The sequence below is a fragment of the Aeromonas sp. QDB20 genome, assembly GCF_027707805.1.
Taxonomy (GTDB): Bacteria; Pseudomonadota; Gammaproteobacteria; order Enterobacterales; family Aeromonadaceae; genus Aeromonas; species Aeromonas dhakensis.
Window position 1 is genome coordinate 1 of record NZ_JAPCJC010000001.1, and the last position, 24,796, is coordinate 24,796.

At 59.4% G+C, this 24,796-nt stretch carries 24 protein-coding genes and 1 pseudogene; 17 read left to right on the plus strand and 8 right to left on the minus strand.

The features are described from left to right. Positions 1 to 83: 83 nt before the first annotated feature. From PG897_RS00005 to PG897_RS00020, 4 genes are all read left to right on the plus strand, one after another. The gene (locus PG897_RS00005) at positions 84 to 341 is read left to right on the plus strand and encodes a hypothetical protein (protein ID WP_270828681.1); all 258 of its coding nucleotides are present in this window, start codon (positions 84 to 86) and stop codon (positions 339 to 341) included. A gap of 176 nt (positions 342 to 517) precedes the next feature. Beyond that, positions 518 to 1,873 carry a VapE domain-containing protein gene (locus tag PG897_RS00010; protein WP_017783778.1) on the plus strand — a complete coding sequence of 452 codons (1,356 nt, stop codon included), beginning with the start codon at positions 518 to 520 and terminating at the stop codon, positions 1,871 to 1,873. A 661-nt stretch (positions 1,874 to 2,534) separates the two neighbouring features. Beyond that, the gene (locus PG897_RS00015) at positions 2,535 to 4,301 is read left to right on the plus strand and encodes an SEL1-like repeat protein (RefSeq protein WP_223924714.1); all 1,767 of its coding nucleotides are present in this window, start codon (positions 2,535 to 2,537) and stop codon (positions 4,299 to 4,301) included. 126 nt (positions 4,302 to 4,427) lie between these two features. Beyond that, the gene (locus tag PG897_RS00020) at positions 4,428 to 5,165 is read left to right on the plus strand and encodes a hypothetical protein (RefSeq protein WP_017783814.1); all 738 of its coding nucleotides are present in this window, start codon (positions 4,428 to 4,430) and stop codon (positions 5,163 to 5,165) included. 509 nt (positions 5,166 to 5,674) lie between these two features. On the opposite strand, the gene PG897_RS00025 is transcribed toward PG897_RS00020, so the two are convergent. Then, on the minus strand, positions 5,675 to 6,088 hold the full coding sequence (locus PG897_RS00025) for an LmrA/YxaF family transcription factor (RefSeq protein WP_230599211.1): 414 nt from the start codon (positions 6,086 to 6,088) through the stop codon (positions 5,675 to 5,677). A gap of 3 nt (positions 6,089 to 6,091) precedes the next feature. Then, positions 6,092 to 6,283 (minus strand): annotated as a pseudogene (locus PG897_RS00030) (TetR family transcriptional regulator); the annotation flags it as partial. A 52-nt stretch (positions 6,284 to 6,335) separates the two neighbouring features. Between PG897_RS00030 and PG897_RS00035 the strand changes: the two are divergent. Beyond that, entirely contained in the window at positions 6,336 to 7,187 is an 852-nt protein-coding gene (locus PG897_RS00035) for an alpha/beta hydrolase family protein (RefSeq protein WP_010633704.1), read from the plus strand. 132 nt (positions 7,188 to 7,319) lie between these two features. Here PG897_RS00035 and alr read toward each other — a convergent pair whose 3' ends face one another. Beyond that, positions 7,320 to 8,432, minus strand: a complete 1,113-nt coding sequence (gene alr / locus PG897_RS00040; protein ID WP_201883723.1) for an alanine racemase — start codon at positions 8,430 to 8,432, stop codon at positions 7,320 to 7,322. 1,059 nt (positions 8,433 to 9,491) lie between these two features. On the opposite strand from alr, the gene hybO reads away from it, so the two are divergent. The 11 genes from hybO to PG897_RS00095 all read left to right on the plus strand — a co-directional run bounded on the left by hybO (position 9,492) and on the right by PG897_RS00095 (position 20,546). Continuing rightward, a complete protein-coding gene (gene hybO / locus PG897_RS00045) occupies positions 9,492 to 10,625 on the plus strand; it encodes a hydrogenase 2 small subunit (protein ID WP_011706350.1) in 1,134 nt (377 codons plus the stop codon). Positions 10,626 to 10,627: 2 nt separating this feature from the next. Further along, positions 10,628 to 11,653, plus strand: coding sequence for a hydrogenase 2 operon protein HybA (hybA, locus tag PG897_RS00050; RefSeq protein WP_201882780.1), 1,026 nt, complete (start codon positions 10,628 to 10,630; stop codon positions 11,651 to 11,653). After that, positions 11,646 to 12,833, plus strand: a complete 1,188-nt coding sequence (gene hybB / locus PG897_RS00055) for a Ni/Fe-hydrogenase cytochrome b subunit (protein ID WP_201882778.1) — start codon at positions 11,646 to 11,648, stop codon at positions 12,831 to 12,833. The genes hybA and hybB overlap by 8 nt, the downstream gene beginning before the upstream one ends. After that, positions 12,830 to 14,533 (plus strand): hydrogenase 2 large subunit, encoded by a 1,704-nt coding sequence (gene hybC, locus PG897_RS00060; protein ID WP_201882774.1) that lies wholly within the window; start codon positions 12,830 to 12,832, stop codon positions 14,531 to 14,533. The genes hybB and hybC overlap by 4 nt, the downstream gene beginning before the upstream one ends. Continuing rightward, entirely contained in the window at positions 14,533 to 15,063 is a 531-nt protein-coding gene (locus PG897_RS00065) for a HyaD/HybD family hydrogenase maturation endopeptidase (protein WP_201882773.1), read from the plus strand. The genes hybC and PG897_RS00065 overlap by 1 nt, the downstream gene beginning before the upstream one ends. Then, positions 15,045 to 15,593: a hydrogenase-2 assembly chaperone gene (gene hybE / locus PG897_RS00070; protein WP_201882771.1), complete on the plus strand. Its 549-nt coding sequence runs from the start codon at positions 15,045 to 15,047 to the stop codon at positions 15,591 to 15,593. The genes PG897_RS00065 and hybE overlap by 19 nt, the downstream gene beginning before the upstream one ends. 107 nt (positions 15,594 to 15,700) lie before the next feature. Continuing rightward, on the plus strand, positions 15,701 to 17,332 hold the full coding sequence (locus tag PG897_RS00075; RefSeq protein ID WP_201882769.1) for an ABC transporter substrate-binding protein: 1,632 nt from the start codon (positions 15,701 to 15,703) through the stop codon (positions 17,330 to 17,332). After that, positions 17,317 to 18,321, plus strand: a complete 1,005-nt coding sequence (locus tag PG897_RS00080; protein WP_124249901.1) for an ABC transporter permease — start codon at positions 17,317 to 17,319, stop codon at positions 18,319 to 18,321. The genes PG897_RS00075 and PG897_RS00080 overlap by 16 nt, the downstream gene beginning before the upstream one ends. Continuing rightward, positions 18,311 to 19,123, plus strand: coding sequence for an ABC transporter permease (locus tag PG897_RS00085; protein ID WP_124249902.1), 813 nt, complete (start codon positions 18,311 to 18,313; stop codon positions 19,121 to 19,123). Before PG897_RS00080 ends, PG897_RS00085 begins: the two co-directional genes overlap by 11 nt. Next, on the plus strand, positions 19,117 to 19,905 hold the full coding sequence (locus PG897_RS00090; protein WP_201882767.1) for an ATP-binding cassette domain-containing protein: 789 nt from the start codon (positions 19,117 to 19,119) through the stop codon (positions 19,903 to 19,905). Before PG897_RS00085 ends, PG897_RS00090 begins: the two co-directional genes overlap by 7 nt. Beyond that, positions 19,905 to 20,546, plus strand: coding sequence for an ATP-binding cassette domain-containing protein (locus PG897_RS00095; protein ID WP_201882764.1), 642 nt, complete (start codon positions 19,905 to 19,907; stop codon positions 20,544 to 20,546). Before PG897_RS00090 ends, PG897_RS00095 begins: the two co-directional genes overlap by 1 nt. A 371-nt stretch (positions 20,547 to 20,917) precedes the next feature. Here PG897_RS00095 and hypB read toward each other — a convergent pair whose 3' ends face one another. Beyond that, complete coding sequence (gene hypB / locus PG897_RS00100; RefSeq protein ID WP_270828682.1) at positions 20,918 to 21,787, minus strand: hydrogenase nickel incorporation protein HypB; 870 nt, start codon at positions 21,785 to 21,787, stop codon at positions 20,918 to 20,920. On the opposite strand from hypB, the gene PG897_RS00105 reads away from it, so the two are divergent. After that, complete coding sequence (locus tag PG897_RS00105; protein WP_226013896.1) at positions 21,671 to 22,042, plus strand: hypothetical protein; 372 nt, start codon at positions 21,671 to 21,673, stop codon at positions 22,040 to 22,042. The two genes, hypB and PG897_RS00105, sit on opposite strands and share 117 nt — an antisense overlap. Here the strand turns inward: PG897_RS00105 and hypA are convergent. The 4 genes from hypA to PG897_RS00125 form a co-directional block, all read right to left on the minus strand. Continuing rightward, positions 22,020 to 22,361, minus strand: a complete 342-nt coding sequence (hypA, locus tag PG897_RS00110; protein WP_201882755.1) for a hydrogenase maturation nickel metallochaperone HypA — start codon at positions 22,359 to 22,361, stop codon at positions 22,020 to 22,022. The two genes, PG897_RS00105 and hypA, sit on opposite strands and share 23 nt — an antisense overlap. Positions 22,362 to 22,430: 69 nt before the next feature. After that, complete coding sequence (gene hypE, locus PG897_RS00115; protein WP_201882749.1) at positions 22,431 to 23,435, minus strand: hydrogenase expression/formation protein HypE; 1,005 nt, start codon at positions 23,433 to 23,435, stop codon at positions 22,431 to 22,433. Next, positions 23,432 to 24,550, minus strand: a complete 1,119-nt coding sequence (gene hypD / locus PG897_RS00120) for a hydrogenase formation protein HypD (RefSeq protein ID WP_201882748.1) — start codon at positions 24,548 to 24,550, stop codon at positions 23,432 to 23,434. Before hypD ends, hypE begins: the two co-directional genes overlap by 4 nt. Next, positions 24,544 to 24,795, minus strand: a complete 252-nt coding sequence (locus PG897_RS00125; RefSeq protein ID WP_025201567.1) for a HypC/HybG/HupF family hydrogenase formation chaperone — start codon at positions 24,793 to 24,795, stop codon at positions 24,544 to 24,546. Before PG897_RS00125 ends, hypD begins: the two co-directional genes overlap by 7 nt. Position 24,796 lies beyond the last annotated feature (1 nt).

Here is a 24,796-nt window from a genome sequence, read left to right on the forward strand (position 1 = left end):
CAGGCAGCCTGTCAAGGTATTCGAAGAGTACCGTCAGGCGGCATAGGCGAGTGTCGCACTTCGAAGTTGAATTCGCGAAATAGATGAAAATTCTGAACGAAATTTTGGCTCTCATTGTAGAGCACCCGCGCACCGGATCTAGCAGGGTGCTGGCTGCTGCGTTGGCATCGGCATGTAACACTCACTACGCAGTGTCATTGCTCGATGTGTCTGCGAGGCTTGATGAAAATAGCATGCGGCTGGTTGCGCGTCTTGCTCGGATCACTCAGGAACCCGATTATTCGAACAACGCACAGGATCAGGCGCTCCAACGCCTGCGGGCGCTCGGGCTCATTTGCTGATCGAGGACAGACGGGCTAATACCGCCATTATTGGTTGCACAATACCATTCATAAAAATCGCTTAGATTTAATTGAGTGTGTGGTTAATATGTTTGCTGCTCACGAAATTAAAAAGTAGAAAATGACAAGGGCTTCTATATAACAACAATCAGGCGATAAAGCCGAGGACTATAAAAATGAATAATAATGAAAATACTACAGCGGGGCATGATATTCCGTCAAATGATGGTCAGAACGACGGCATTGCCACACAACAGGTTCAACAAGCTGTCAGGTCGGTGATGCAGGGTGAACTGCTGACTCTGCCGGACATGGGTCCTACTGGCCGCCCTATCAAAACCAGTGCAAATCTGTGCGCCCTCATTCGATTTCAGGCATGGTTGCCGCGCTACAACCTGATGACGGGTGAGCCAGAACTGGCGGGTGCTGATGGTGAGCGCCTGGGGGGCTCTGAGGCGGGCCAGCGATCTGCGCTGGTTGATGCCTGCCAGCTGGCAGGTGTGCCAGATGCCGTGATTGAGGAGCACCTGATCGCAATTTGTGAGCGCCACAGTTATCACCCTGTGCGTCAGTGGCTCGAACGTGGGGCACCGTGGGATGGGAAACCGCGCATCGATGCGGTGATTGCTACCCTCAATACCGCTAATCCCGCCTATGCGGGTGCCGTGTTGCATGCATGGCTGGTTGGGTGTGTTGCTGCGCTGTATCACCCACGCTGGCATTCAAAACTGGTGCCGGTGCTGGCGGGCGGGCAGTCCCTCCGTAAATCCGCATGGATTAGCCGTCTGGCTGCCGTGGTGCCAGGTTCAACCCTGGATTGCTCCATCAATCCAGACAGACCTGATGATGTTCGTCGCGCTGTGTCAGCGTGGATTGTGGAACTGGCTGAGTTGGAAAGTACGACGAAGCATGAGGCTGGCTCGCTCAAAGCTTTTCTGACAAGGGAGAGTGACTGTTTCCGCCTGCCCTATGCCCGCAGCATGACCACTAAAAAGCGCCAGACCGCATTTATCGCCACGGTTAACGGCTCGGATTTTCTCAGAGACACGACAGGTAACGCTCGATTTGCGGTTATCGAGCTAGCCGCTGCGGCTGATGTTGATCGCCTGAATGCGATCCTAGGCTGGAGCTGGAATGCAGGCCGACTATCCTTGGATGATCCTGAGCAACTGCGCCAGTTCTGGCTGGAAGTTATGGCTCATTATGAGTCTGGCTCGACGTGGTTTCTGGATGATGCGACTGCTGCACTGGCCGCCTCTGTAAACGATGCCCACACCGATAAGGGGGCGTACTATGAGGTTATTTACCATCGCCACTTATCGTGCCCGCTGCCCTCAACTGAGTGGTTCACTGCAAGCGAGCTGTGTGCTCGCCATGGAGAGAAGCTGAGCATGGCGAGCAACTGGGGTAAGGCGCTCAGGCTGCTCGCGAGCGAGGGCAAGATCCAGAGCCGTAGGGAGCGTTCTAATCGGACTGAGTACCAGCTTCCAGTCGATAGCCCCAAAGAGAAGAGCAAAGCCGACAAGGCGTGATTCTAAAGCCCTGCCGATAAGGCGGGGCTTTTTTTGCCTGTCTGTTGGGCAGGTGATTAAGTGGTTAAGCACGGATTAAGTGCAATGTCGCTTGCTTAACCAGCCTCAAATCCGCGCCATTACTGGCCTACAGTGGGTTTTGGTTAATTGATTAAGTAATTTCTATATAAAAAGTCATTGAGTGAAAATGCATGGGCTTCTCAAACACTCACTACGCTTTATAGCAACTTCACCTAACCGCTTAACCATCATCACGTCAAACGCAGTCATAGCAAGGCTCCGAGGCTGATTAAGCGATATTGTGTCTGCTTAATCAGTGCATAACCACAACCGTAAATTATCCCCAATAAAGATTATCGATCACCATGACCGCTCGGCAGGTGAGGTGGGAATTAGCTCTGCACAGTGCTAACAGCTATTGACTCTGATTTTTTTATTGCCGTTGAATGCTCAACGGCAGGGTAGCCATATCAACCACCCCCAACGACTATGAGGGGGATTATTAAGTGGAGCCAAAAGAGCATCATTCAAAGCCAGACAGCAGCCTGTACGCAAAATTAAGTTACATTGAAGTTTCGAAGGAATGTGTGAGGCCAGCAAGTTCATGATGCTGTGCCACTAGTTACAATACGGATAATCTTATTAGAGTGGGAATGCAGAGATGAGTAAAGACTGGTTGGAAATGCAACTCGCTCAAGAGTTGCAAGAGGGCGAGCAAGAAGATGCTTGGACACAGTTCAGCCGTGGTGTGCAATATGCCCAAAAACAAGATATGAACAAAGCAGTGGCTTGCTACTACAAGGCGGCCAAACAAGGCCTTAAAGAGGCACAGAATAACTTGGCAGGGATGTACGCTCAGGGTCAAGGGGTAACACAAGATCTCAATCAAGCCATTGTGTGGTATCACAAAGCGGCTGAGCAAGGGTATGCTCATTCTCAGTACAACCTGGGCAAAATATACAGAACAGGCCTCGGGGTGGCCCTAGATTTGGCACAAGCTGTCGTTTGGTACCGCAAGGCGGCAGAACAAGGCCATGTCGAAGCACAATACAACCTTAGTGTGATGTACAAGCACGGTTGGGGAGTGGCGCAAGACCTAATTCAGGCTGAGCACTGGTCGCGCAAGGCGGCCAAGGAGTGGGACGATGAACCAGGAGAAATTTTTGAGACAGGCAAAGGGGTGGCGCGAGATGCGCTTCTGTGCCGCATGGAGGCAGAGCAAGGGGATGCCGAGGCACAAAACAAACTAGCGGAGATGTACGCTCAAGGTCAAGGGGTAACACAGGATATCAATCAAGCTGTTGTTTGGTATCACAAGGCGGCTGAGCAAGGGCATGCTCATGCCCAGTACAACCTCGGCAAGATATATGGCGCAGGTCTTGGGGTGGCAAATAATATTGCCCAAGCAGTCATCTGGTGCAAAAAAGCGGCTGAACAAGGGCATGTTGAAGCACAATACAGCCTTGGTTTGATGTATGAACATGGCCGGGGTGTACCACAAGATATGGGTAAGGCTGCAACATGGATTCGAATGGCTGCTGAAAAAGGCTTAGCCTGGGCTCAGTATGACCTTGGTGGGATGTACGCTCAAGGACTCGGTGTGACACAAGATATGGTCCAGGCAGCGGCTTGGTGCCTTAAGGCAGCTGAGCAAGAGTGTGGCATGGCGCAGTTCAATCTTGGCGTGATGTACGCCCAAGGCCTCGGAGTAGCGCAAAATATGACTCATGCGGTGGCTTGGTACCGCAAGGCAGCCATGGATGCGTTTGATGAGTGGGATGGGGAAGCCGAGGCTCAGTATAACCTCGGCTGGATGTATGCCCGAGGCTTCGGGGTGGAGCAAGATATGCCCCAGGCTGAGTTCTGGTGCAGCAAAGCAGCCGAGCGAGGCTATTCAGGGGAGGCCGATGGCGAGCCGTACAATCTCTCTGAGCGATATAATATCGCTCACGCTGTGCTCAGGTGCCGCAAGGCAGCCGAGCAAGGAAATATCGAGGCGCAATACAACCTAGGTGGGAGATACCGCACAGGCTTAGGGGTAACACAAGATATAACTAAGGCCGTGGTCTGGTATCGAAAGGCGGGTGAGCAAGGGCATGCCATTGCGCAGTTCAATCTTGGCTTTATGTACCGCACAGGCCAAGGAGTTGAACAAGATATGGCTCAAGCTGTGGTCTGGTATCGAAAAGCTGCCGAGAACTGGGTTGCGGGTGCTCAGTATAACCTTGGTTTGATGTACCACGCTGGTATGGGTGTGGAACTGGATGACAAATTGGCTTACGTCTGGTGTTCGGTGGCGGCTACCAATGGTCACCTCGATGCAATTAATAAGCGTGAGATCTTCGCCAAGCGCTTGTCACCTATGTCGTTGGTGGAGGCAAATTTGTTAGTCAACCAGTATACATCGGCCTATCAACCAAGGCAGTAAATATCTAAGCCTGGTAATTTTATATATGGACTTAAATATGGGTGATGCGAACAGTGTGAAATGGCAAGGCACAAACATATTTAGAATAATCTCGTTCTGTTTTGCTCATCATTACAGGTAATTGCTATGATATTTTATTTTGAACAGCTTACTGACGAAATAAATGACTTTTGGCCACATCTCACGACAAAACAACTCACAGAATTGTTCGTATCAGAGGCCCTGATGAATATGAGAAAGTACTTGTGTATGAATAATGCAAAAGAGCACTATTGGCATAACAAGACCACAGATTTTTACTTGAAGAACTTGATGGTGACACCGGCTTTAGTGCCCGCATTCCTCTTCGAGGCTGTAGAGCAAGCAGTGAAAACAGGGAAACAGTGTGCGCTAGAGCAACATCTTGATTTTATGTCGCGGCTTACAGGTGCGATGATTCGAGCTGCCTATAGGATAGATTGCGTAGTGGAAGAGGCAAAGGAGGGGTACGTGAATGTAATGCCTAAATACGTTGATGGTATGCACTATACGGGACCTCATATTGCCTATGTATCGCGCAGTACCGTGCGCGAAGCCATTGATGAGGTTAGTAAGTTTTTTAGTGAGTGCTATGAAGCTACAATCAATGACTGTGGACGATGGTTTAAGCAGAACCATCCCAGCTTAGAATTTGGTGGTAGGTACGACGATGATGTTGGTAGATGGATACCCCATTTATCCGTCGATGATGCCCTGAGAGCTTTTACATCCAATACTTCCGCTCTTGGATGGGAGAGGCCACATGCGGACGCTCGTAAAACCGCGATTGACAATGCTATATCAATCATCTCGCAAACAAATAAAACTAAAGGAGACGACTGTTAAGAATGAATGGCTGCTTATCGGGGCGCAACGAAGTATCTACCACCGCCCCAGGTGAGCAAGTCGTGGCGAGGCTTACGAATATGTAGCAGGAACTGTAAAGCCCTAAAGACATAGAAACTGAACTATATGCGTTCTGTAGGATGGTCAGTTAGTAATCGGTTGTTTAGATCTATCTCTATACTTGCTTCTATTTTCCAATCAAATGAGAAAATAACCAAGCGTCGAGACCTTATTGACAGTGTCACATAATCGTGACACAATTTTTATTAAATTCAACCTTAACTGGTTGATTCACAACGTTTTAGTGAGTCATTTCGAGGGTTCGAATCCCTCCCTCACCGCCAAATAAAGCAAAAGGCCCCGTCGCAAGACGGGGCCTTTTGCTTTATTTAGTCATGAATCTCTCGGCATCATCCCCCTGGGAACGAGGGGCAGTGATTTCCCCGCCGGACATGTATCCGGGCTGCTCCGTGCTCTATAGCCCCGTTATTGTGTGCCAAGGCGTGCCATCACTCGGCGGTGCCCATCAATCTGGGTAAGCATGCCAATACCGCATCCAGGGGCTCGCTGCTTTGATGGGCACGGCACAACACGATGGCGCCCTCTATGCTGGCGATGATCCCCAGCGCACAGGCTCTGGCAGAGGCGTCGGCCTGCCCCTGTGCCATCAGGTGATCGGCAATCAGCTGTTGCCAGTGGCCAAAGACCTGGGCCACCGCCTCCTTGATTGGCTCCCCATCCTCTTCATGCTGCGCTTCGATGGCCGCTGCCACGATCGGGCACCCCGCGCGAAAGTGAGATTGCGTCAACCGCTCACGCCAGTGGGATACAAACAGACCGAGACCCTGCCAGGCATCGGCCTGCAGGCAGCGCTGCAGTTGCTCGGATGCCTGGGCGCCGGCCCAGTGTATTGCCTCCGTCACTATCTGATTCTTGCCGCTGGGAAAATGATGATACGTGGAACCCAGGGGTGCATCGGCGAACTTGCTCACTTCACGGATGCTGATCCCTCTCAAACCATGCCGTGCCAGCATGGCGGCAGCGGCCTCAATCACCCGTTGACGCCCGGTCGATGTGCACTCTTTCACGCTGCACCCTCTTGCTATGACGAGTGTCATAGTATAGCGTTCGGAGCATGACTATGACAATCGTCATACTTCAGGGAGGAATATGGCTGCTATCTCGTTTCACACCGACGATGACTATCTGATCCAGGGGCAACTGTACCCGGCAACAGGGCAGGTGCAGGGCAAGATCATCGTCGCGGGGGCTACTGGCGTGCCGCAGGGCTTCTATCGTCGCTTTGCCGAGTTCGCCAGTGAGCAAGGGTTTACCACCCTGACTTTTGACTACCGGGGCATAGGCGCGTCAAAACCCGCGTCACTCAAAGGCTTCGAGATGGATTTGCTCGATTGGGGAAGGCGCGATCTGGCCGCCGCAGTGGAAACCATGAGCGGGGACGATCTCCCCCTGTTCGTCATCGGCCATTCCTATGGTGGGCACGCCTTCGGCCTGCTCCCCAATCATCGGAAAGTCTCCGGGCTCTATGTCTTCGGCACCGGGGCCGGGTGGCACGGCTATATGCCCTTCAGCGAGCAGCTCAAGGTGCTCACCATGTGGAACACAGTGCTGCCGCTGCTGACCTGGTGGAAAGGCTATTGCGCGTGGAGCCTGCTGGGCATGGGAGAAGATTTGCCAAAAGGCGCCTTTGTACAATGGCGGTACTGGTGCCGTTTTCGTCACTATTTCTTTGACGACCCGGCGATGCGTGGCATCGAGCGTGCTTACCAAAGCGTCCAGACTCCCATTGTGGCGGCCAATGCGCTGGACGATCGCTGGGCGATGCCCGCATCACGCGACGCCTTCATGAAGCACTACAGTAATGCTCCCGTGACGCGTGTTGATCTCTTTCCTCATACTTTGGATGGAGCAATCGGCCATATGGGCTATTTTCGCAAGTCTGCCACGCCCCTGTGGCAGGCCAGCCTCGCCTGGTTCAAGTCATTGGAGGGGATTCGCTGAGTCCATGCGGATAAGGTCGTGGCACCTTGCTCCTGAATTCCCCATCAGGCAAAGGCCCCGTCGCAAGACAGGGCCTTTTGCTTATCAGGGGCCGGATTGTCACCTCGCGGTGGCCGCCCTCAGCTTGATTGTTCAGGCCAGCTTCAACATCGGCATCTGTTCGCGGCTGTCGCAATGCGCGAGATGCACCCGGCTGGTCAGGCGGGTGAGCAGCTCGTAGGGGATGGTGCCTATCTTCTCGGCCACCTGCTCCACCGGCAGCCCTTCTCCCCACAGGGTAACCTCGTCCCCCACCTTGTCGCTGGCCGCCGGGCCCAGATCGACGGTGATCATGTCCATGGAGACCCGACCCACGATGGGAACCCGACGGCCATTGATCAGCATTGGGGTCCCTTCGGGAGCCATGCGCGGGTAGCCATCGCCATATCCCGCGGCCACCACGCCGAGGGTGGTGTCCCGACTCGCCACCCAGTGACCCCCATAACCGACAGCCTCACCCTGCTGGCAGGCCCGGGTGGCGATGAGCTGGCTCTTGAGGGTCATGACCGGACGCAGGCCGTGGTCGGCGGCGAGCTGGCCGGTAAAGGGGGAGGCGCCGTAGAGCATGAGGCCGGGCCGGATCCAGTCACTGCGCGAGGCCGGCCAGGCGAGGATGCCGGCGGAGTTGGCCATGGCCCGCTCGCCCGGCAGATGGGCAGAGAGGCGGTTGAACTCCTCGATCTGCAGCAGAGTGGCCTGGGTATCCTGCTCATCGGACTGGCTGAAGTGGGTCATCAGCTGGAACGGCTGCACTACGTTGTGGCAATGACTCAGCCGCTCGATAAAGGCGGGCAACTCCTCGGCGCGCAGCCCGAGCCGGTTCATCCCGGTATCGAGCTTGAGCCACACCTTGATGGGGGCGGGCAGAGTGGTCTGCTCGAGCAGCGCCAGCTGCTCCCAGGTATGCAGGGTGGTCTGCAGATCGTGTTTGGCCAGCAGCGGCAGCGCCTCGGCACTGAAGAAGCCCCCCAGCACCAGAATGGGCTTGGTGATGGCGTTGGCACGCAGCACCAGCGCCTCCTCGACCCTTGCCACGGCATAGGCATCGGCCTGGGCGAGGGCATGGGCCACCGGCAGCAGCCCGTGACCATAGGCATTGGCCTTGAGTACCGCGATGATCTTGCTGTGGGGGGCGTGGCGGCGTGCCACGGCTAAATTGTGCTGGAGTGCATCCAGATCGATATTGGCCGTAACTGTGTTCATCATGGGGTCGGGTGTCTGCTCGATGAGAAGTTGGCTGCTGGTCTCAATCCTGATCAGGTGATCCCGGTGGCTGCGACGAGCAAACGGGGGGTCACCGAACCATGTTGTTTTATATGCTTTAAATTGTGAAAAGATGTTATCAGTTGTTTTTTGGTTGGTAAATTATGTGGCGAATGGGAATGTGAAAATGGGCAAAATACGGGATATTCCTCTGTATAAATTCGCCTGCCGACGCTTTCTCTGGCTCCCTATCGGGCAATATTTATCACTGGTTTTGCCCCTTCAAACGGGAGGGGAATCGCGCCTTTTTCGCACATTGCTGGCGGTTTTTTGCACCGGCTGCGCGCAGGCTGGGTTGCTGACCCCTGGCAAAGGTGCGGGCAGGCGCATGGCAGAGGAGAAAAGCAGGCTGCCAGATCCATGGGAGGTGTAAGGTGGCACTGCCGGATGAAGAGGGCATCCCGTCGAGCCGGTGAGTGGTGTACGCCACCAAGAAGGCTGGTGGCCGGTTTGGTGGCGCACGCGGCCGGGGGAGGCAGATCATCCGTGGCCAGGATGGTGAGGCATGGATATGGGCCGGTTAATTAATCAAGCGGCGAAGATCAGCCTTGAGCAGCAGGGTTAGTTATTTCTTAAAAGCTGATAATAAATATCGTTTGCGCGTTCATTTCACTTGTTTACATATACTCATACAAATATAAAGGTATATATTATCAACCACTTTTGGCAAGGTGAAATAGCCTATGGCTGGTAACATAAAGATCCTGTCAAATAGTGTGACAACGCTTTCATTCTGATTATTTAACATCAAAAATTAACGGGTAATTTAAATGGTGTTAATTCTTTAAAATACAAAAATACCCCCTAGTGGGTATTTTTGTGTCTTCACAAGGGTTTTGTAAGTATATGCCACATATGAAGTTTTTAAATTAATTGTGATGAGTTTCTATTTGAGTAATGTCCCATCACTTGATGGAGATCAACACAATACCGGGGGGGAGTACTTAGCATTTCCGCTATTAAGCATTTATCAAACAAGTGCTCACTACGGGAATAAAAAGAATGGTCGAGGATACTTTTTTATCGGCTCATGGAATTAATCGCCGTGACTTTATGAAATTGTGCGCCGGGATGGCCGCAACCCTTGGATTAAGCCAACATGCCGTGGCCAAGATGGCCACCGCGCTCACCAGCCCCGAGCGGCCACCGGTGATCTGGATAGGGGCGCAGGAGTGTACCGGTTGCACCGAGTCGCTGCTGCGCGCCACCCACCCCACCATCGAGAACCTGATCCTCAACACCATTTCGCTGGAGTATCACGAGGTGCTCTCGGCGGCCTTCGGTCATCAGGCTGAAGAGAACAAGCACAATGCCATCGAACGCTACAAGGGCAAGTATGTGCTGGTGGTGGATGGCTCCATCCCGCTTAAAGATGGCGGCATCTACTGCATGGTGGCCGGTGAACCCATCGTCGACCATATTCGCCGCGCGGCTGCCGATGCGGCTGCCGTCATCGCCATCGGCTCCTGCGCCGCCTGGGGCGGGGTGCCCGCCAGCGGCGGCAACCCGACCGGTGCCGTCAGCCTGGAGGAGGCCCTCGGCAACCTTGGCACGCCGATTATCAATATCCCGGGCTGCCCGCCCAATCCCCACAACTTCCTCACCACGGTCGCCTACTACATCACCTACGGCAAGCTGCCGGCGCTCGATGCCAAGAAGCGGCCGCTGTTTGCCTATGAGCGGCTCATCCACGAAAACTGCGAGCGCCGCCCGCACTTCGATGCCGGCCGCTTTGCCAAGGAGTTTGGCGATGAGGGCCACCGTCAGGGCTGGTGTCTCTATCACCTGGGCTGCAAGGGGCCGGAGACCTACGGCAATTGCTCGACCCTGGAGTTCTGCGACGTGGGCGGCGGCATCTGGCCGGTGGGCATCGGCCACCCCTGCTACGGCTGCAACGAGCAGGGGGTGGGTTTCAGCAAGGGGATCTTCCAGCTCGCCAAGGTGGAGAATCCCACCCCGCGGGTGAACAAGCCCGACGTGGCCATCCAGGAGGGAGGGCACATGTCGCCCACCGCCACCGGCCTTATCGGTGGGGCGCTCGGGGTGCTGGTCGGGGTGAGTCTGATGACGGTGCGCGAGCTCGGTCGCCAGCAGAAGCGCCATGAAGCCGGGCAGCACACCTCACGGGAGGAGTGACCGTGAACAGACGCAATTTCCTCAAATTCGCCTCCGTCGGTGCGCTGGCGGCGGGCACCACCGTCTCCGGCACTGCCCTGGCGGCGGCCGAGAACAAGCCGCCCATTCCCGGCGCGCTCGGCATGCTCTACGACTCCACCCTCTGCATCGGCTGCCAGGCCTGCGTGGCGGAGTGCCAGCGCCTCAACGGCAACCCGGCCAATCCGGCCGGGGAAGCAACCTGGTCCAACAACGACAAGCTGAGCCCCTACACCAACAACATCATTCAGGTGTGGAAGAGCGGCACGGGTGAGCACAAGGATCAGCTGGTGGATGGCTATGCCTACATCAAGAAGCAGTGCATGCACTGCGTCGATCCCAACTGCGTCTCCGTCTGCCCGGTGCAGGCGCTGACCAAGGATCCCAGGACCGGCATCGTCCACTACGACCCGGACGTCTGCACCGGCTGCCGCTACTGCATGGTGGGCTGCCCGTTCGACGTGCCCAAATATGACTACGACAACCCGTTCGGGGCGATCCACAAGTGCGAGCTCTGCAACCAGAAGGGGCTTGAGCGCATTGATCAGGGCAAGTTGCCCGGCTGCGTCGAGGTGTGCCCCACCGGCGCCGTCATCTTCGGCACCCGCGAGGCGCTGATGGCCGAGGCCAAGCGCCGGCTGCTGGCCACCCCGGGCAGCGAATATGCCTACCCGCGCCAGACTTTCAGCGCCAACGATCCCTACCTGCATGAAGTGCCCAACTACCAGCCTTACGTCTATGGCGAGAAGGAGGGGGGCGGCACCCAGGTGCTGGTGCTGGCCGGGGTGCCCTACACCAAGCTCGACATGCCTGATTTGCCGGAGCTCTCCTCCGGGGCGCGCTCCGAGCACATCCAGCACACCCTCTACAAGGGGATGGTGCTGCCGCTGGTGGTGCTGACCGGGCTCTCGGTGCTCATTCGCCGCAACACCAAGGACCATCAGGATGGCGACGATCATGACTCGCACGCGGGCCATGACAAGCAATCGGGAGGCAAGGATCATGAGTAATCACAAGGCACATCCGCTGGGGGGCAGGCTGGTCAGCTGGCCGGTCATGGTGCTGGCGCCGTTCGTCATCTTGTGCGGCATGCTGATCCTCAAACGCCTCATCTTCGGGCTGGGCTCGGTCACCGATCTCAACGGCGGCTACCCCTGGGGGCTCTGGATCTCGTTCGATCTGCTGATCGGCACCGGTTTCGCCTGCGGTGGCTGGGCGCTGGCCTGGGCGGTCTACGTCTTCAACCGGGGCGAGTATCACCCCCTGGTGCGACCGGCCCTGCTGGCGAGCCTGTTTGGCTATTCGCTGGGCGGCCTCTCCATCACCATCGACGTCGGCCGTTACTGGAACCTGCCCTACTTCTACATTCCGGGTTTCTTCAACACCTCCTCGGTGCTGTTCGAGACGGCGGTCTGCATGACCATCTACATCGGGGTGATGGCGCTGGAGTTTGCGCCCGTGCTCTTGGAGAAGTTCGGCTGGAAGGTCTCCCTTGCGCGGATCAACAAGGTCATGTTCTTCATTCTGGCGCTGGGGGCCCTGCTGCCTACCATGCACCAATCCTCCATGGGATCCCTGATGATAGTGGCGGGGGAGAAGATCCATCCGCTCTGGCAGAGCTACGAGCTGCTGCCGGTGTTCTCCTTGCTCACCGCCTTCATCATGGGCTTCTCCATCGTGGTGTTTGAAGGCTCCCTGGTGCAGGCGGGGCTGGCGGGGCGCGGCCTCAACGAGAAGCCGCTGTTCTACAAGCTGACCCAGGTGATCGACATCTTCCTGATCCTGTTTGTGGCGCTGCGCTTTGCCGAGATCGTCATCAACGACAAGTCGGCCTATCTCTCCGAATTTAACCGTTATTCCATCATGTTCTGGAGCGAGATCGCGCTGATGATCTTCCCGCTGCTGGTGTTCCACTGGGACAAGAGCCGCCGCGATTCGCGCATGTTGTTCCTGGGGGCCCTCAGCATGCTGCTGGGCGCCGCCCTCTGGCGACTGGATTACTCCCTGCTCGCCTTCAACCCCGGCAATGGCTACCACTACTTCCCCTCCGCGGCGGAAGTGCTGATCTCCCTGGGCTTCGTCGCCATCGAGGTGTGTGCCTATTTGCTGCTGATCCGGCTGCTGCCGGTACTGCCATCACTTGAACGTGTTCACCAAGATTATCAGGCCCGAGGGAAAGCCAACGTATGAGCCAACGTATCACCATAGACCCCATCACCCGCATCGAGGGTCACCTGCGTATCGACTGTGAAATCGAAGGCGGCGTCGTCACCAAGGCCTGGTCATCCGGCACCATGTGGCGCGGGATGGAGGAGATCGTCAAGGGCAACGACCCGCGCGATGCCTGGATGATAGTGCAGCGCATCTGCGGGGTGTGCACCTCCATTCACGCCATCGCCTCGGTGCGGGCGGTGGAGAACGCCATCGGCGCCAAGGTGCCGGTCAACGCCCAGTACATCCGCAACCTGATCATTGCGGCCCACAACATCCACGATCACATCGTCCACTTCTATCAGCTCTCCGCGCTGGACTGGGTGGATATCACCGCGGCACTGCAGGCCAATCCGCAAAAAGCGGCCGACCTGCTCAAGGGGGTATCGACCTGGTCCCTCAACAGCGCCGACGAGCTCGCCAAGGTACAGGACAAGATCCGCGCCCTGGTGGCGAGCGGCCAGCTCGGCATCTTTGCGAACGGCTACTGGGGCCACAAGGCGATGAAGCTGAGCCCGGAGGTGAACCTCATCGCCGTGGCGCACTATCTGCAGGCACTGGAGTGCCAGCGCGATGCCAACCGCATCGTCGCCATCCTCGGCGGCAAGACTCCCCACATCCAGAACCTGGCGGTGGGCGGTGTGGCCAACCCCATCAACTTGGATGCGCCGAGCGTGCTCAACCTCGAGCGCCTCATGTATGTGAAGAGCTTCATCGATCGGCTCGGCGAGTTTATCGAGCAGGTCTACAAGGTGGATGCCGCCATCATAGCCGCCCACTACCCCGAGTGGCTGAACCTGGGGCAGGGGGCCAGGCACTACCTGAGCGTGCCTGAGCTCCCCACCGACGGTGACGGCGGCAGCTTCCTGATGCCGGGTGGCTACATCGAGAACGGCGATCTGGCCGGCTATCGCCCCATCGAGAGCCATCAGGATGCCTGGTTGATGGACGGTATCGCCGAGAGCAACAAGCACGCCTGGTACAAGGATGACGAACCCCTCAAGCCCTGGGAGGGCAAGACCGAGCCCAACTACACCGGCTGGCAGGATGACGGCAAGTACTCCTGGGTCAAATCCCCCACCTTCTACGGCAAGGTGGTGGAGGTGGGGCCGCTCGCAGACTTGCTGGTCAAGCTGGCCGCCAAGCACCCGGAGACGGTGGCACACTTCGATCAGCTGAACGGCCTCTACAAGGCGCTGACCGGTTCGGCCATCACACCTGCACAGCTGCACTCCACCCTGGGCCGCATCATAGGCCGGGCGGTACGCTGCTGTGTGCTGAAAGACACCCTGTCTCATCAGTGGAAGGCGCTGGTGGACAACATCGGCAAGGGGGATTTCAGCGCCTACATCAAGACCGAGATCCCGGCGGACAAGGAGTTTCGCGGGGTGGGCTTTGAAGAGGCGCCGCGCGGCATGCTCTCCCACTGGATCGTCATCAAGGGCGGCAAGATCGAGAACTATCAGGCGGTGGTGCCATCGACCTGGAACTCGGGCCCGCGCAACTTCAACGACGAACCCGGCCCCTACGAGCAATCGCTGGTGGGCACCCCGGTGGCCGACCCCGCCAAACCGCTGGAGGTGGTGCGCACCATCCACTCGTTCGACCCCTGCATGTCCTGCGCGGTCCATGTGGTGGATACCCAGAGTGGTGAAACAACTCAGGTGAAGGTGCTGTGATGAACACCCTGATCCTGGGCGTGGGCAACCTGCTGTTGAGCGATGAGGCCGTCGGCGTGCGCATTGTTGAGGGGCTGGAGCGCGACTACCGCTTAGCCCCCGGCATCGAGCTGCTTGATGGCGGCACCGCCGGCATGGAGCTGCTCGAAGCGATGGCCAGTCGCGACCACATCATACTGGCGGACGCGGTGCGCAGCGGCAATCCACCGGGTACCGTGGTGACCCTGAAGGATGAGGAGATCCCGACCCTGTTTGGTCGCAAGATCTCTCCCCATCAGCTGGGGCTGGCGGATGTGCTCTCGGCGCTGCACATGACGGGAGAATCCCCCAGGCGGCTCACCCTGATCGGGGTCGAGCCAGAATCCCTCGAGCCCCGCATCGGCCTCACCCCCGTGGTGGCGGCGGCGCTGGGGGAGGCGACGGATCGGATCCTGGCCCTGCTGGCCAGTCTGGGGGCTCCGGCCATTGAGCTCTCTGAGCAGGAGAAGGCCGAGCGAGCACGGGAGGGCGTATGGCGCAATCCATTGTGAATGAGACAGTGAACGAAGCCGCGACAGAGCCGGCGCAGGAGTTTAGCGGTTTTGCCGCGAACCCTGCCCCGCGCTTGGTTGCCCAGTACGAGCGGATCGCGCAGCAAGAGATGCAGGTGCTGCCCTTCTATCACCCGGCGATGCCCATAGTCGCAGAGTGCATCCTGTTTGAAGGGCAGTGGCTCGGCTGCGTGCTCACTCCCTGGATGCTGAGCGTGGTGGTGTTGCCGGGGCCGGATCAGCTCTGGCCGTTGCGTGGCAGCCGCGATCGGCTCGCCCTGCAGCTCCCCTGCGGCAACCTGACCTTTATGGTGGGGGCATTGCCCGAAACGGGGCAGTTGCTGGCCTGCTCGCTCATGTCCCCCATCGACCCGCATCTGGGGGCCGACGAGGGGCAGGCGCTGGTGAGCAGCACCCTCAAGATGTTGCTTTCGCTTCCGGTGCAGCAGGGGGAGGGCGGCGTGAACTTGAGCCGGCGCCGCCTGTTCAGCGGCCGGCGCGGTGACGCTGTGGGTGGTACCCAGCGCTAGGTCTCATCTGCAATCAGGTTTAGAATAGGGGCCGTTTTGGCCCCTCACTCGCTTCTGTCGTGCCCCTGTTTTTTGGGTAGTGAGTGGTAAAACGAACAAGGGATCTTATGACCATTCAATGCTTTGGCTGCCACTCAGGCAGCAACATCGCCCGCCGCAAAGGCCTCTCTGCCACGGCGGCCGCCTTGCTGGCCCTGCTCTCGGGCGGTTTCTCTTCCATGGCGCTGGCTGCCCAGCCCGTCCCCGCCGAACTCAAGCTCGCCATCGGCAGTGAGCCCACCGAAGGGTTCGACCCCCTGCTCGGCTGGAGCCACGGCAGCTACCTGCTGTTGCACAGCCCGCTGCTCAAACAAAACGCCGATCTCAGCTGGCAGAACCTGCTTACCCAGGCGGTGACCCCGAACCAGGATGGCAAGGGGTGGCTTATCCGCCTCAAGCCGGATCTGAAGTTCTCCAACGGCGCGCCGCTCACCGCCGAAGACGTCGCCTTTACCTACAACAGCGCAGCCCAGGGCGGCGGCAAGATCGACATGGGCAACTTTGTCTCGGCCAAGGTGGTGTCGCCCACCCAGGTGGAGATTGCTTTAAGCGCCCCCCAGAGCACCTTCGTCAACGTGCTGGGATCGCTCGGCATCGTGTCGAAACGGGATTACGACGCAAAAGCTTACGCCCGCCATCCGGTCGGTGCCGGCCCCTACCGGCTGGTGAGCTTCCTGCCCGGTCAACAGCTGGTGGTAGAGGCGAACCCCTATTACGCCGGCGGCAACAATGACTTCAAACGGCTGGTCTTTGTCTTTATCGATGAAGAGAGCGCCTACGCCGCCGCCCAGAGCAGCCAGCTTGACCTGGTGCGCATTGCCCCGTCGCTGGCGCCCACAGTCCCTGCCTCCCTCAAGCTGTGGGTGCGGCCGAGTGTCGAGAACCGCGGCATCGTCTTCCCCATTCCGCCAGCGGGTGGCAAGGATGCCAAGGGTTATCCCATCGGCAACGACGTGACCTCGGACGTGGCGGTGCGCCGCGCCATCAATTACGCCATCGACCGCCAGCTGCTGGCCGACCAGCTGCTGGAGGGGCACGCCATTCCCGCCTACAGCGCGGTAGAGGGCTTGCCCTGGCTGAATAAAGCCACCGCTTTCAAGGACGGGGATGCGGCCCACGCCAACGCCCTGCTCGACGAGGCGGGTTGGAAGATGGGCAGTGACGGCATTCGCCACAAAGGCGACCTGCGCGCCGCCTTTACCCTCTGGTACACCAGCGGTGACAGCACCCGCCGGGATCTGGCGGAAGCGGTGCGGGCCATGCTCAAACCCATCGGCCTTGAGGTGAGCCTCAAGTCCGGCAGCTGGGAGCAGGTGGAGCGGGAGATGCACGCCAATCCGGTGCTGATGGGGTGGGGGAGTCTGGATCCCATGGAGCTCTATCACCACTACCAGAGCGGTTCCGCCGGTGTGGAGTTCTACAACCCAGGCTATTACCAGAATCCGGTGGTGGATGCGCACCTCAAGCAGGCGCTGGATGCCCCGAACTGGCAGGCGGCCGTACCGTTCTGGCAGCTGGTGGAGTGGGATGGCAAGCGTGGCGCCGGGGTGCAGGGAGATGCCGCCTGGGCCTGGCTGCTCAATGTGCAGCACACCTATCTCGCCAACCGTTGCATCGATCTTGGCAAGGGGGCGCCGGAGATCCACGGTAGCTGGTCTTTGCTCAACAACCTGCAGGATTGGCGGTGGACGTGCCGTTAAGTTCGTCCACCATGATGACTGCCACTCTGAAAGCCCTGCTGCGTCTGGCAGGGCTGCTCTGTCTGGTCTCGGTCGCCACCTTTGTGCTGCTGAGTTACTCCCCCATCGACCCCATCAAGGCCTATATCGGCAATGATCTGCTCCATGTGCCGCCCGAGCAATACGCCCGGATCGCCGCCCGCTGGGGGCTGGATCAGCCGCTCTGGCTGCGCTACTGGCACTGGTTCAGCCAGGTGCTGCGGGGGGATCTCGGTTACTCCATGCTCTACAACGCGCCTGTGGGTGAGGTAATAGGCCAGCGCTTTGCTGCCTCCTTCCTGCTGCTGGCGGGTGCTTGGCTGCTCTCTGGCTTTTTCGGCATTGTGCTGGGCCTCTGCGCCGGTCGTTATCTCAATCGCTGGCCCGATCGCCTGATTTGCCGCTTTGCCTACCTGCTCGCCTCCTTGCCCACCTTCTGGGTTGGCCTGTTGCTGCTCGCCCTGTTTGCGGTGCACTGGCCTTGGCTTCCGGTCTGCTGCGCCTGGACACCGGGCCTCTCTGCCGATGAGGCAGATTGGGCTATGCGAGCGCGTCATCTGTTGCTGCCGGTGACCACCCTGGCGCTGCTGGGGCTTGGCAATATCGCCCTGCATACCCGGGGGCGGGTGGCCGAGGTGCTGGCGAGCGATTTTATTCGCTACGCCCGCGCCCAGGGGGATGGCGGCTGGCCCATGCTGCGCTTTCACGTGCTGCGCCACGCCCTGACCCCGGCCATCTGTCTGCAGTTTGCCTCCCTCGGTGAGCTGATTGGCGGATCGCTGTTAGCCGAGAAGGTCTTCTCCTACCCGGGGCTCGGTCAGGCCACCGTGGATGCGGGACTGCGCGGAGACATCCCCTTGCTGATGGGAATCGTGCTCTTCTGCACCCTGCTGGTCTTTATTGGCAACACGGTGGCCAGTTTGCTGCTGGCGCGCATCAACCGCGGTTGGGAGGGTGTGCATGCTGTTTAATCCGCTTCCCTCCATACTGCGGCTGGGCTTTGCGCTGATCTGCCTGCTGCTGCTGGCCAGCTACGGCTGGAGCCTCTCTCATCAGGATGTGCCGATGGATCTGCTGGCGCGCCAGCAGCCCCCCTCGCTGACCCACTGGTTCGGTACCGACCAGATGGGGAGGGATCTCTGGCAACGCGCCTTTCAGGGTACCCTCACCAGTCTGGAGCTGGGGATCAGCACGGCCCTGTGCAGCGGTCTGCTGGCCATGGTGGCGGCGAGCGTGTCGCTTATCCATCCCAGGTGTGATGCGGCGGTGCGGCTGGTGATCGACGCCATGCTGGCGCTGCCCCATATGCTGCTGTTGATCCTGATCTGCTTTACCGTGGGGGGTGGCATGCGCGGGGTGATCCTGGCGGTGGCGCTCACCCACTGGCCCAAGCTGGCGCTCATTCTCTGCGCCGAGGCGCGGCGGATCGCCAGCAGTGACTATGTGGTGCTGGCCCGCTGTCAGGGGATGGGGGCGCTGCGCCGCTGGCGCACCCACCTGCTGCCGGGGCTGTTGCCCCAGTGGTTTATCGGCACCCTGCTGATGTTTCCCCATGCGGTGTTGCACAGCGCCGCCTTGAGCTTTCTCGGCTTTGGCCTGGCGGCCCACGAGGCCTCGCTGGGCCTGCTGCTGGCCGATGCCTTGCGTTATCTGGCCGGTGGTGGCTGGTGGCTGGCCCTCTTCCCGGGGCTGATGTTGCTGACCTTGGTTTTACTGTTTGATCAGGCTACCCGGGCTCTGCAACAACTCTGGTTTGGGGGTGAATCATGCTGAGCTTCGACCAGGTGACCATAGAGGCGGCCCACTACTCCTGGCTGGGGCGGCGCAGCTGGCAGCCTTTGTTGACCGATATCAGCTTGCAACTGGCGCCCGGCGAAATCGTCGCGCTGGTGGGGGGGAGCGGCGAGGGCAAGAGCCTGCTGCTGCAAAGCGCCCTGACCCTGCTGCCAGACAACCTGCGCATGCGCGGTACCATCTCCCTCGATGGCGTGCCCCTGTGCGACGCCAGCCGTGCCGGGCTGCGCGGCCACACCCTCTGTTATGTGCCACAGGGGGTGAGCGCCCTCAATCCGTTGCTGACGGTGGAGCGTCAGCTGGGCCGGGCGGCGCGCCTCTGCGGTCAGAGCGGTTCCCGCGAACGGCTCGGCGAGCAACTGCTGCGCTACCAGTTGCCCGCCACCACGCTGGACAGATACCCGCGCCAGCTCTCCGGTGGCATGGCCAAGCGCATTCTGGCCTGCACCGCGGCGCTCGGCGGTGCCCGCTACATTTTGGCGGACGAGATCACCGCCTGGCTCGACGAGGGGCTGGCCTGCCAGCTGCTCAGCCAGTTGCGTGAATTGGCCAATCAGGGCAGCGGCATCCTCTGGGTGACCCACGATTTGGCGCTGGCGGCCCGCTTTGCCGATCGCATCGTCGCGCTGCATCAGGGGCAGGTGAGCGATACCCTGAGCTGCCACCATTTGCGCCAGGGGCAGGGGAGCGAGATGCTCAGAGCCCACTGGCAGGCGTTGCCCGAGTTCAATTCGCTTTTCTCTGCGCCGGAGGTTTCCTGATGTTGGAACTACGAAATCTCACCATCGATCAGGGGGAACGCCCTCTTTGGCAGGAGTTATCGCTGACGGTGAAAGCGGGCGAGCGGCTCGGCATCTCTGCGCCGAGCGGTTATGGCAAGACCACGCTGGGGCGGATATTGGCGAGTTGGCAACCGGTTCGGGCGGGTGGGCAGATCCTGCTGGATGGGCAGCCGTTGGCCAAACCGGTGAAGGGCTACAACCCCATCCAGCTGGTGCCCCAGCACCCGGAGCTCACCTTCAATCCCTATCGCACCACCGGGCAGGCACTGTGGGATGTATGGCGCCCCGATGACGCCATGCTGGCCCGCTTTATGGTCAAACCTGCGTGGCTCGGTCGCAAGCCCGGTCAGCTCTCCGGCGGCGAGCTGGCCCGCATCGCGCTGCTGCGCGCCCTCGATCCCCGCACCCGTCTGCTGATTGCTGACGAGGTGACCGCCCAGCTGGATCCGCAAATTCAGCGCCAGCTCTGGCGGGAGTTGATGATGGAGTGCGAGCAGCGTGGTCTTGGGATACTTGTCTTCAGTCACCAGCAGGCATTATTGCGCCAGATCTGCCATCGGGTGCTGCGCTTTGGCGAGATGCAGCCCGAATCTGGGGAGCTGACCGAAAGTGCAGCTTGAGGGTTAGGTCCCCCTCATCCCCAGCCCTTCTCCCGCAAGGGGAGAAGGGAGCGGAAGGTGCCTCTCCCCAAGCTTGGCGGGGCACAATGCTGGTTGTTATGCTCGCAGACTCTCCGGGGGCTGCGCGTACTTCGAGCATATTGCCTGCATCCATGAACAGGCTCCCCTTTTCCTGTTGAGACAGGGGAGGAGTGCAGCATCCACAAATGGGTTCCCTCTCCCTGGGGAGAGGGCTAGGGTGAGGGGACGCGAGTGTGGGACGCTGGCCATTCGAGACAGATAGCACGGCCGGCAAGGTCTACAGATAAAAGAGAGGGAGGCATCAGCCTCCCTCTCTTGTTTTCTACCGTTATCAGCGGCGTTTAACCGATTCAGGCACTGGCCAGCCAGTTGAGCCAGGCATCCATCCCTTCGCCCGTGGTGGCGCTGACCTGGATCACCTGAATATAGGGGTTGACCCGTTTGGCGTTCTCGATGCAGCGGGCCACGTCAAAGCTGACGTAGGGCAGCAGATCGATCTTGTTGATCACCATCAGCTGGGCGGCGGCAAACATGTCCGGGTATTTCAGCGGCTTCTCTTCCCCTTCGGTGACGGAGAGGATCGCCACCTTGTACTTCTCGCCGAGATCGAAGCTGGCGGGGCAGACCAGGTTGCCCACGTTCTCGATAAAGAGGATGCCCCCTTGATTGGCGGGCAACTGGTGGCAGGCATCGTGAACCATCTTGGCATCCAGATGGCAGCCCTTGCCGGTGTTGATCTGCACGGCAGGCACGCCGGTGGCACGGATGCGATCCGCATCAGCGCTGGTCTGCTGATCCCCTTCGATCACCGCGCAGGGGCGCTTGTTAGCCAGCTGGCGCAAGGTTTCGCACAGCAAGGTGGTCTTGCCTGAACCCGGGCTCGACACCAGATTGAGCACCAGCTGGGCCGCTTCGTCGAAGTGCTCACGGTTGTGGGCGGCCAAGGCGTTGTTTTTGGCCAGCACGTCCATCTCGATGGCGATCAGCTGGCGCTGCCCCATGCCGGGCACCGACAATCCCGCTTCCCCTTTGCCGTAGTGCAGATCACCCTGCTGATGGTCATGGTCATGGTCATGGTCATGGTCATGGTCATGGTCATGGTCATGGTCATGGCTGTGATCATGGGGATGCGCGTGGGAATGGCCGTGGTCATGAGAGTGGGCATGATCATGATGATGGTCGTGGGGGTGATCATGACCCTCATGACCCTCATGACCCATGGGAGCCCGTACCCCGTGGTAGTGGTGATGGACATCCCCCTGATGGTGGTAGTGGTGGTGAATGATCAGGGTGCGCGGTGTGCTCTGCTCGTGGTCATGATGGTGATGGGCGTCATGAGCATGATGATGGCCGTGCTCATGATGATGGTGGTGTTCATGAGCATGTTCATGGTCGTGATCATCTTCATGGCCGGCGATCCGCGCCTGGCCGCATCCGCATACGCTACACATATCAACTTACCTCGATGTCGGTGATGCGCAGGCTGTTCCCTTGCGCGACTCGTAATTTGTATCCGCCACACCCGAGGCAGGCCTGCCCGCGCTCGGTGAGGGTGACCGTCTGATTGCAGTCGTAACACCAGGCTTCTGCGGCCTGGTGCTGAAAGTGCAGCTGGGCCCCTTCGACGGCGGTGCCCTTGGCGGCGGCCTCAAAACAGAAGGCAATGGTGTCCGGGTCGACGCAGGAGAAGCTGCCGACCTCGAGCCAGAGGGCGGTCACCCTGGTAAAGCCCCGCTGGGTGGCCTGCTCGGCCGCCAGATCGATGGCGGCCATGGCCAGAGACATTTCGTGCATGGTGGCTCCTTAACCGATATGGGGAGAAGCAGTGACTCCTCCCTGAAATTGACGGAACGGCATGGTTGCTCAACAGATCCGCGGCAGCAGCTCCCCCTGCGGCAGCTCCAGATAACGGCGGCTGCCCCAGGGGTTGTTGAGGATCACCTTGTGGCGATCGCTCGCCTGCACCACGCCGATCTGGCTGGCGGCGGGGTTGAATTGCCGCAAGATGCCCAGTGCGTCCTGCGCCTGTTCGGCAGGCAGGGCCAGCACCATGGTCCCCTCGTTGGCGAGATCATGGGGCTCGAAACCGTAGAGCTCACACAGGCCGCGCACCGGATCGCACACCGGAATGGCGGACTCCTCCAGCTCGATGGCAACACCAGAGGCGCTGCTCCACTCGTTGAGCACGGCGGCAAGGCCACCGCGGGTGGCGTCGCGCAGGGCGTGAGGGGTAATACCCGCTTTTAGCAGCGCCTCTACTTGCGGCCAGAGGGTGGTGCAATCGCTTTGCAAATCCGAGCCCAGCTGCAGGGCGTCGCGGGCCATCAGGATGCAGGCGCCGTGGCTGCCGATATCCCGCGACACCAGGATGGCGTCACCGGCCTTGATATTGCGCACCGAAATGCCCCGGCTCTGTTCTGGCAGCGGGAAGCTGCCGACCCCGCTGGTGTTGATGAAGATCTTGTCCGCCGCCCCCTTGGGCACCACCTTGGTGTCGCCGCAGACGATGCGGGCACCGCTCTTGGCAAGCTCCCGGGCCATGGATTCCACGATGCGGGCGAGGTCGGCGTAGGGGAGGCCCTCCTCGATGATAAAGCTGCAGCTCAGATACTCGGGTTTGGCCCCCATCATGGCGAGATCGTTGACCGTGCCGGCGATGGCCAGCTTGCCGATATCGCCCCCTTCAAAGAAGATCGGCGAGACGGTGAAGCTGTCGGTGGTGAAGGCAACGGGGCCCTCCACCGGCAGCAGGGCGGCATCTTCGCCGCGCAGCAGGATCTCGTTACCAAAGTGGCGAAAGAAGAGCTGATTGATCAGCTGGTTCATCTCGACGCCGCCACCACCGTGGCTTAACTGGATTTCTCTCATCGTTCCTGGATCCCCATATATCGGTAGTAGGCATTGCAGGCCCCCTCGGAGCTGACCATGCAACTGCCCATGGGCTGGGTCGGGGTGCAGCCCCGGCCAAAGACCTTGCACTGGTTCGGTTTGGCCAGGCCGCGCAGGATATCGGCGCACTGGCACGCCTTGTGGTCATCGATGGGAGTCTGATTGAGCGCAAAGTGGCGCTCCGCATCGCGCCTGGCAAACGCATCGCGCAGGCGCAGGGCGGAGGCATTGATATCCCCAAGGCCCCGCCAGCGAAAGTGCTCGCGGGTCTCGAAAAAGCGCTCAACCAGCTGCTGGGCCGCTTTATTGCCGCTGGCGGTGACGGCGCGGCTGTACTGCACCTCCAGCGCGTAGCGACCCTCCACCTTCTGGCGCACCATCATCAGCAGCGCCTCCATCACGTCCACCGGCTCGAAACCGCTCACCACCACGGGCACCTGATAGCGATCGACGATGGGCAGGTAGATATCGGCACCTGTGATGACGCTGACGTGAGAGGGGCCGATAAAGGCGTTCACCTTGGCCACCCCGTCGGCCATCACGGCGTGAATGGCGGGCGGCACCAGCACATGGTTGATATGAAACAAGAGGTTCTCAATCCCCTCAGCTTCGGCTGCTGCCAAGAGCGCCGCCGTCATCGGGGTGGAGGTTTCGAAACCGATGGCGAAGAAGACCACGGTGCTGTCCGGATTTTCACGGGCGATACGCAGGGCATCGAGGGGGTCATAGACCGGGCGGATATCGCTCCCCTTGGCGCGCTGCTGGGCCAGCGTGCCTTTGGAGCCCGGCACCCGGATCATGTCCCCCAGGGTGACCAGAATGACGTTCGGTTGGCAAGCCAGCTCGATGGCCTGATCGATGCGCTCTTTGGGCATGATGCAGACCGGGCAGCCGGGGCCGTGGACAAACTCTATGCTGGCCGGCAACAGCTGGTGCAGGCCGTACTTCATGATGGTGTGGGTATGGCCGCCGCACACCTCCATCACCCGCAGCGGCTCGGGCAGATCGTTGGCGAGTTCAGTGATCTGGGCGGCGAGGGCACGGATCACCTCGGGCTGGCGAAAGCCCTGAAACAGGTCATTCAAGGTCAGCATGGCAAGATATCCTGGTTGGGCATCAGGGCCACCATCTGGCGGAAGCTCTCGAGGCTGGCCTGCGCCTCCGCTTCGTCAATCTTGCTCATCACAAAGCCGATATGGAGCAGCACATAGTCGCCTACCTGGAGAGGCTCTTCGAGCAGCATGCAGCTGACGCGCCGCTGCACCCCCAGGGTGTCGACGGTGACGCAGTTATCTTCGGGGTGCAGTTGCACCACCTGAGAGGGAATAGATAGACACATG

Excerpts from the sequence above, each read along its gene's own strand:
- PG897_RS00005 (WP_270828681.1), top strand. The coding sequence starts at position 84 with ATGAAAATTCTGAACGAAATTTTGGCTCTCATTGTAGAGCACCCGCGC.
- PG897_RS00010 (WP_017783778.1), top strand. The coding sequence starts at position 518 with ATGAATAATAATGAAAATACTACAGCGGGGCATGATATTCCGTCAAAT.
- PG897_RS00015 (WP_223924714.1), top strand. The coding sequence starts at position 2,535 with ATGAGTAAAGACTGGTTGGAAATGCAACTCGCTCAAGAGTTGCAAGAG.
- PG897_RS00020 (WP_017783814.1), top strand. The coding sequence starts at position 4,428 with ATGATATTTTATTTTGAACAGCTTACTGACGAAATAAATGACTTTTGG.
- PG897_RS00035 (WP_010633704.1), top strand. The coding sequence starts at position 6,336 with ATGGCTGCTATCTCGTTTCACACCGACGATGACTATCTGATCCAGGGG.
- alr (WP_201883723.1), bottom strand. The coding sequence starts at position 8,432 with ATGATGAACACAGTTACGGCCAATATCGATCTGGATGCACTCCAGCAC.
- hybO (WP_011706350.1), top strand. The coding sequence starts at position 9,492 with ATGGTCGAGGATACTTTTTTATCGGCTCATGGAATTAATCGCCGTGAC.
- hybB (WP_201882778.1), top strand. The coding sequence starts at position 11,646 with ATGAGTAATCACAAGGCACATCCGCTGGGGGGCAGGCTGGTCAGCTGG.
- hybC (WP_201882774.1), top strand. The coding sequence starts at position 12,830 with ATGAGCCAACGTATCACCATAGACCCCATCACCCGCATCGAGGGTCAC.
- PG897_RS00065 (WP_201882773.1), top strand. The coding sequence starts at position 14,533 with ATGAACACCCTGATCCTGGGCGTGGGCAACCTGCTGTTGAGCGATGAG.
- hybE (WP_201882771.1), top strand. The coding sequence starts at position 15,045 with ATGGCGCAATCCATTGTGAATGAGACAGTGAACGAAGCCGCGACAGAG.
- PG897_RS00075 (WP_201882769.1), top strand. The coding sequence starts at position 15,701 with ATGACCATTCAATGCTTTGGCTGCCACTCAGGCAGCAACATCGCCCGC.
- PG897_RS00085 (WP_124249902.1), top strand. The coding sequence starts at position 18,311 with ATGCTGTTTAATCCGCTTCCCTCCATACTGCGGCTGGGCTTTGCGCTG.
- PG897_RS00090 (WP_201882767.1), top strand. The coding sequence starts at position 19,117 with ATGCTGAGCTTCGACCAGGTGACCATAGAGGCGGCCCACTACTCCTGG.
- PG897_RS00095 (WP_201882764.1), top strand. The coding sequence starts at position 19,905 with ATGTTGGAACTACGAAATCTCACCATCGATCAGGGGGAACGCCCTCTT.
- PG897_RS00105 (WP_226013896.1), top strand. The coding sequence starts at position 21,671 with ATGGTCATGGCTGTGATCATGGGGATGCGCGTGGGAATGGCCGTGGTC.
- hypB (WP_270828682.1), bottom strand. The coding sequence starts at position 21,787 with ATGGGTCATGAGGGTCATGAGGGTCATGATCACCCCCACGACCATCAT.
- hypA (WP_201882755.1), bottom strand. The coding sequence starts at position 22,361 with ATGCACGAAATGTCTCTGGCCATGGCCGCCATCGATCTGGCGGCCGAG.
- hypE (WP_201882749.1), bottom strand. The coding sequence starts at position 23,435 with ATGAGAGAAATCCAGTTAAGCCACGGTGGTGGCGGCGTCGAGATGAAC.
- hypD (WP_201882748.1), bottom strand. The coding sequence starts at position 24,550 with ATGCTGACCTTGAATGACCTGTTTCAGGGCTTTCGCCAGCCCGAGGTG.
- PG897_RS00125 (WP_025201567.1), bottom strand. The coding sequence starts at position 24,795 with ATGTGTCTATCTATTCCCTCTCAGGTGGTGCAACTGCACCCCGAAGAT.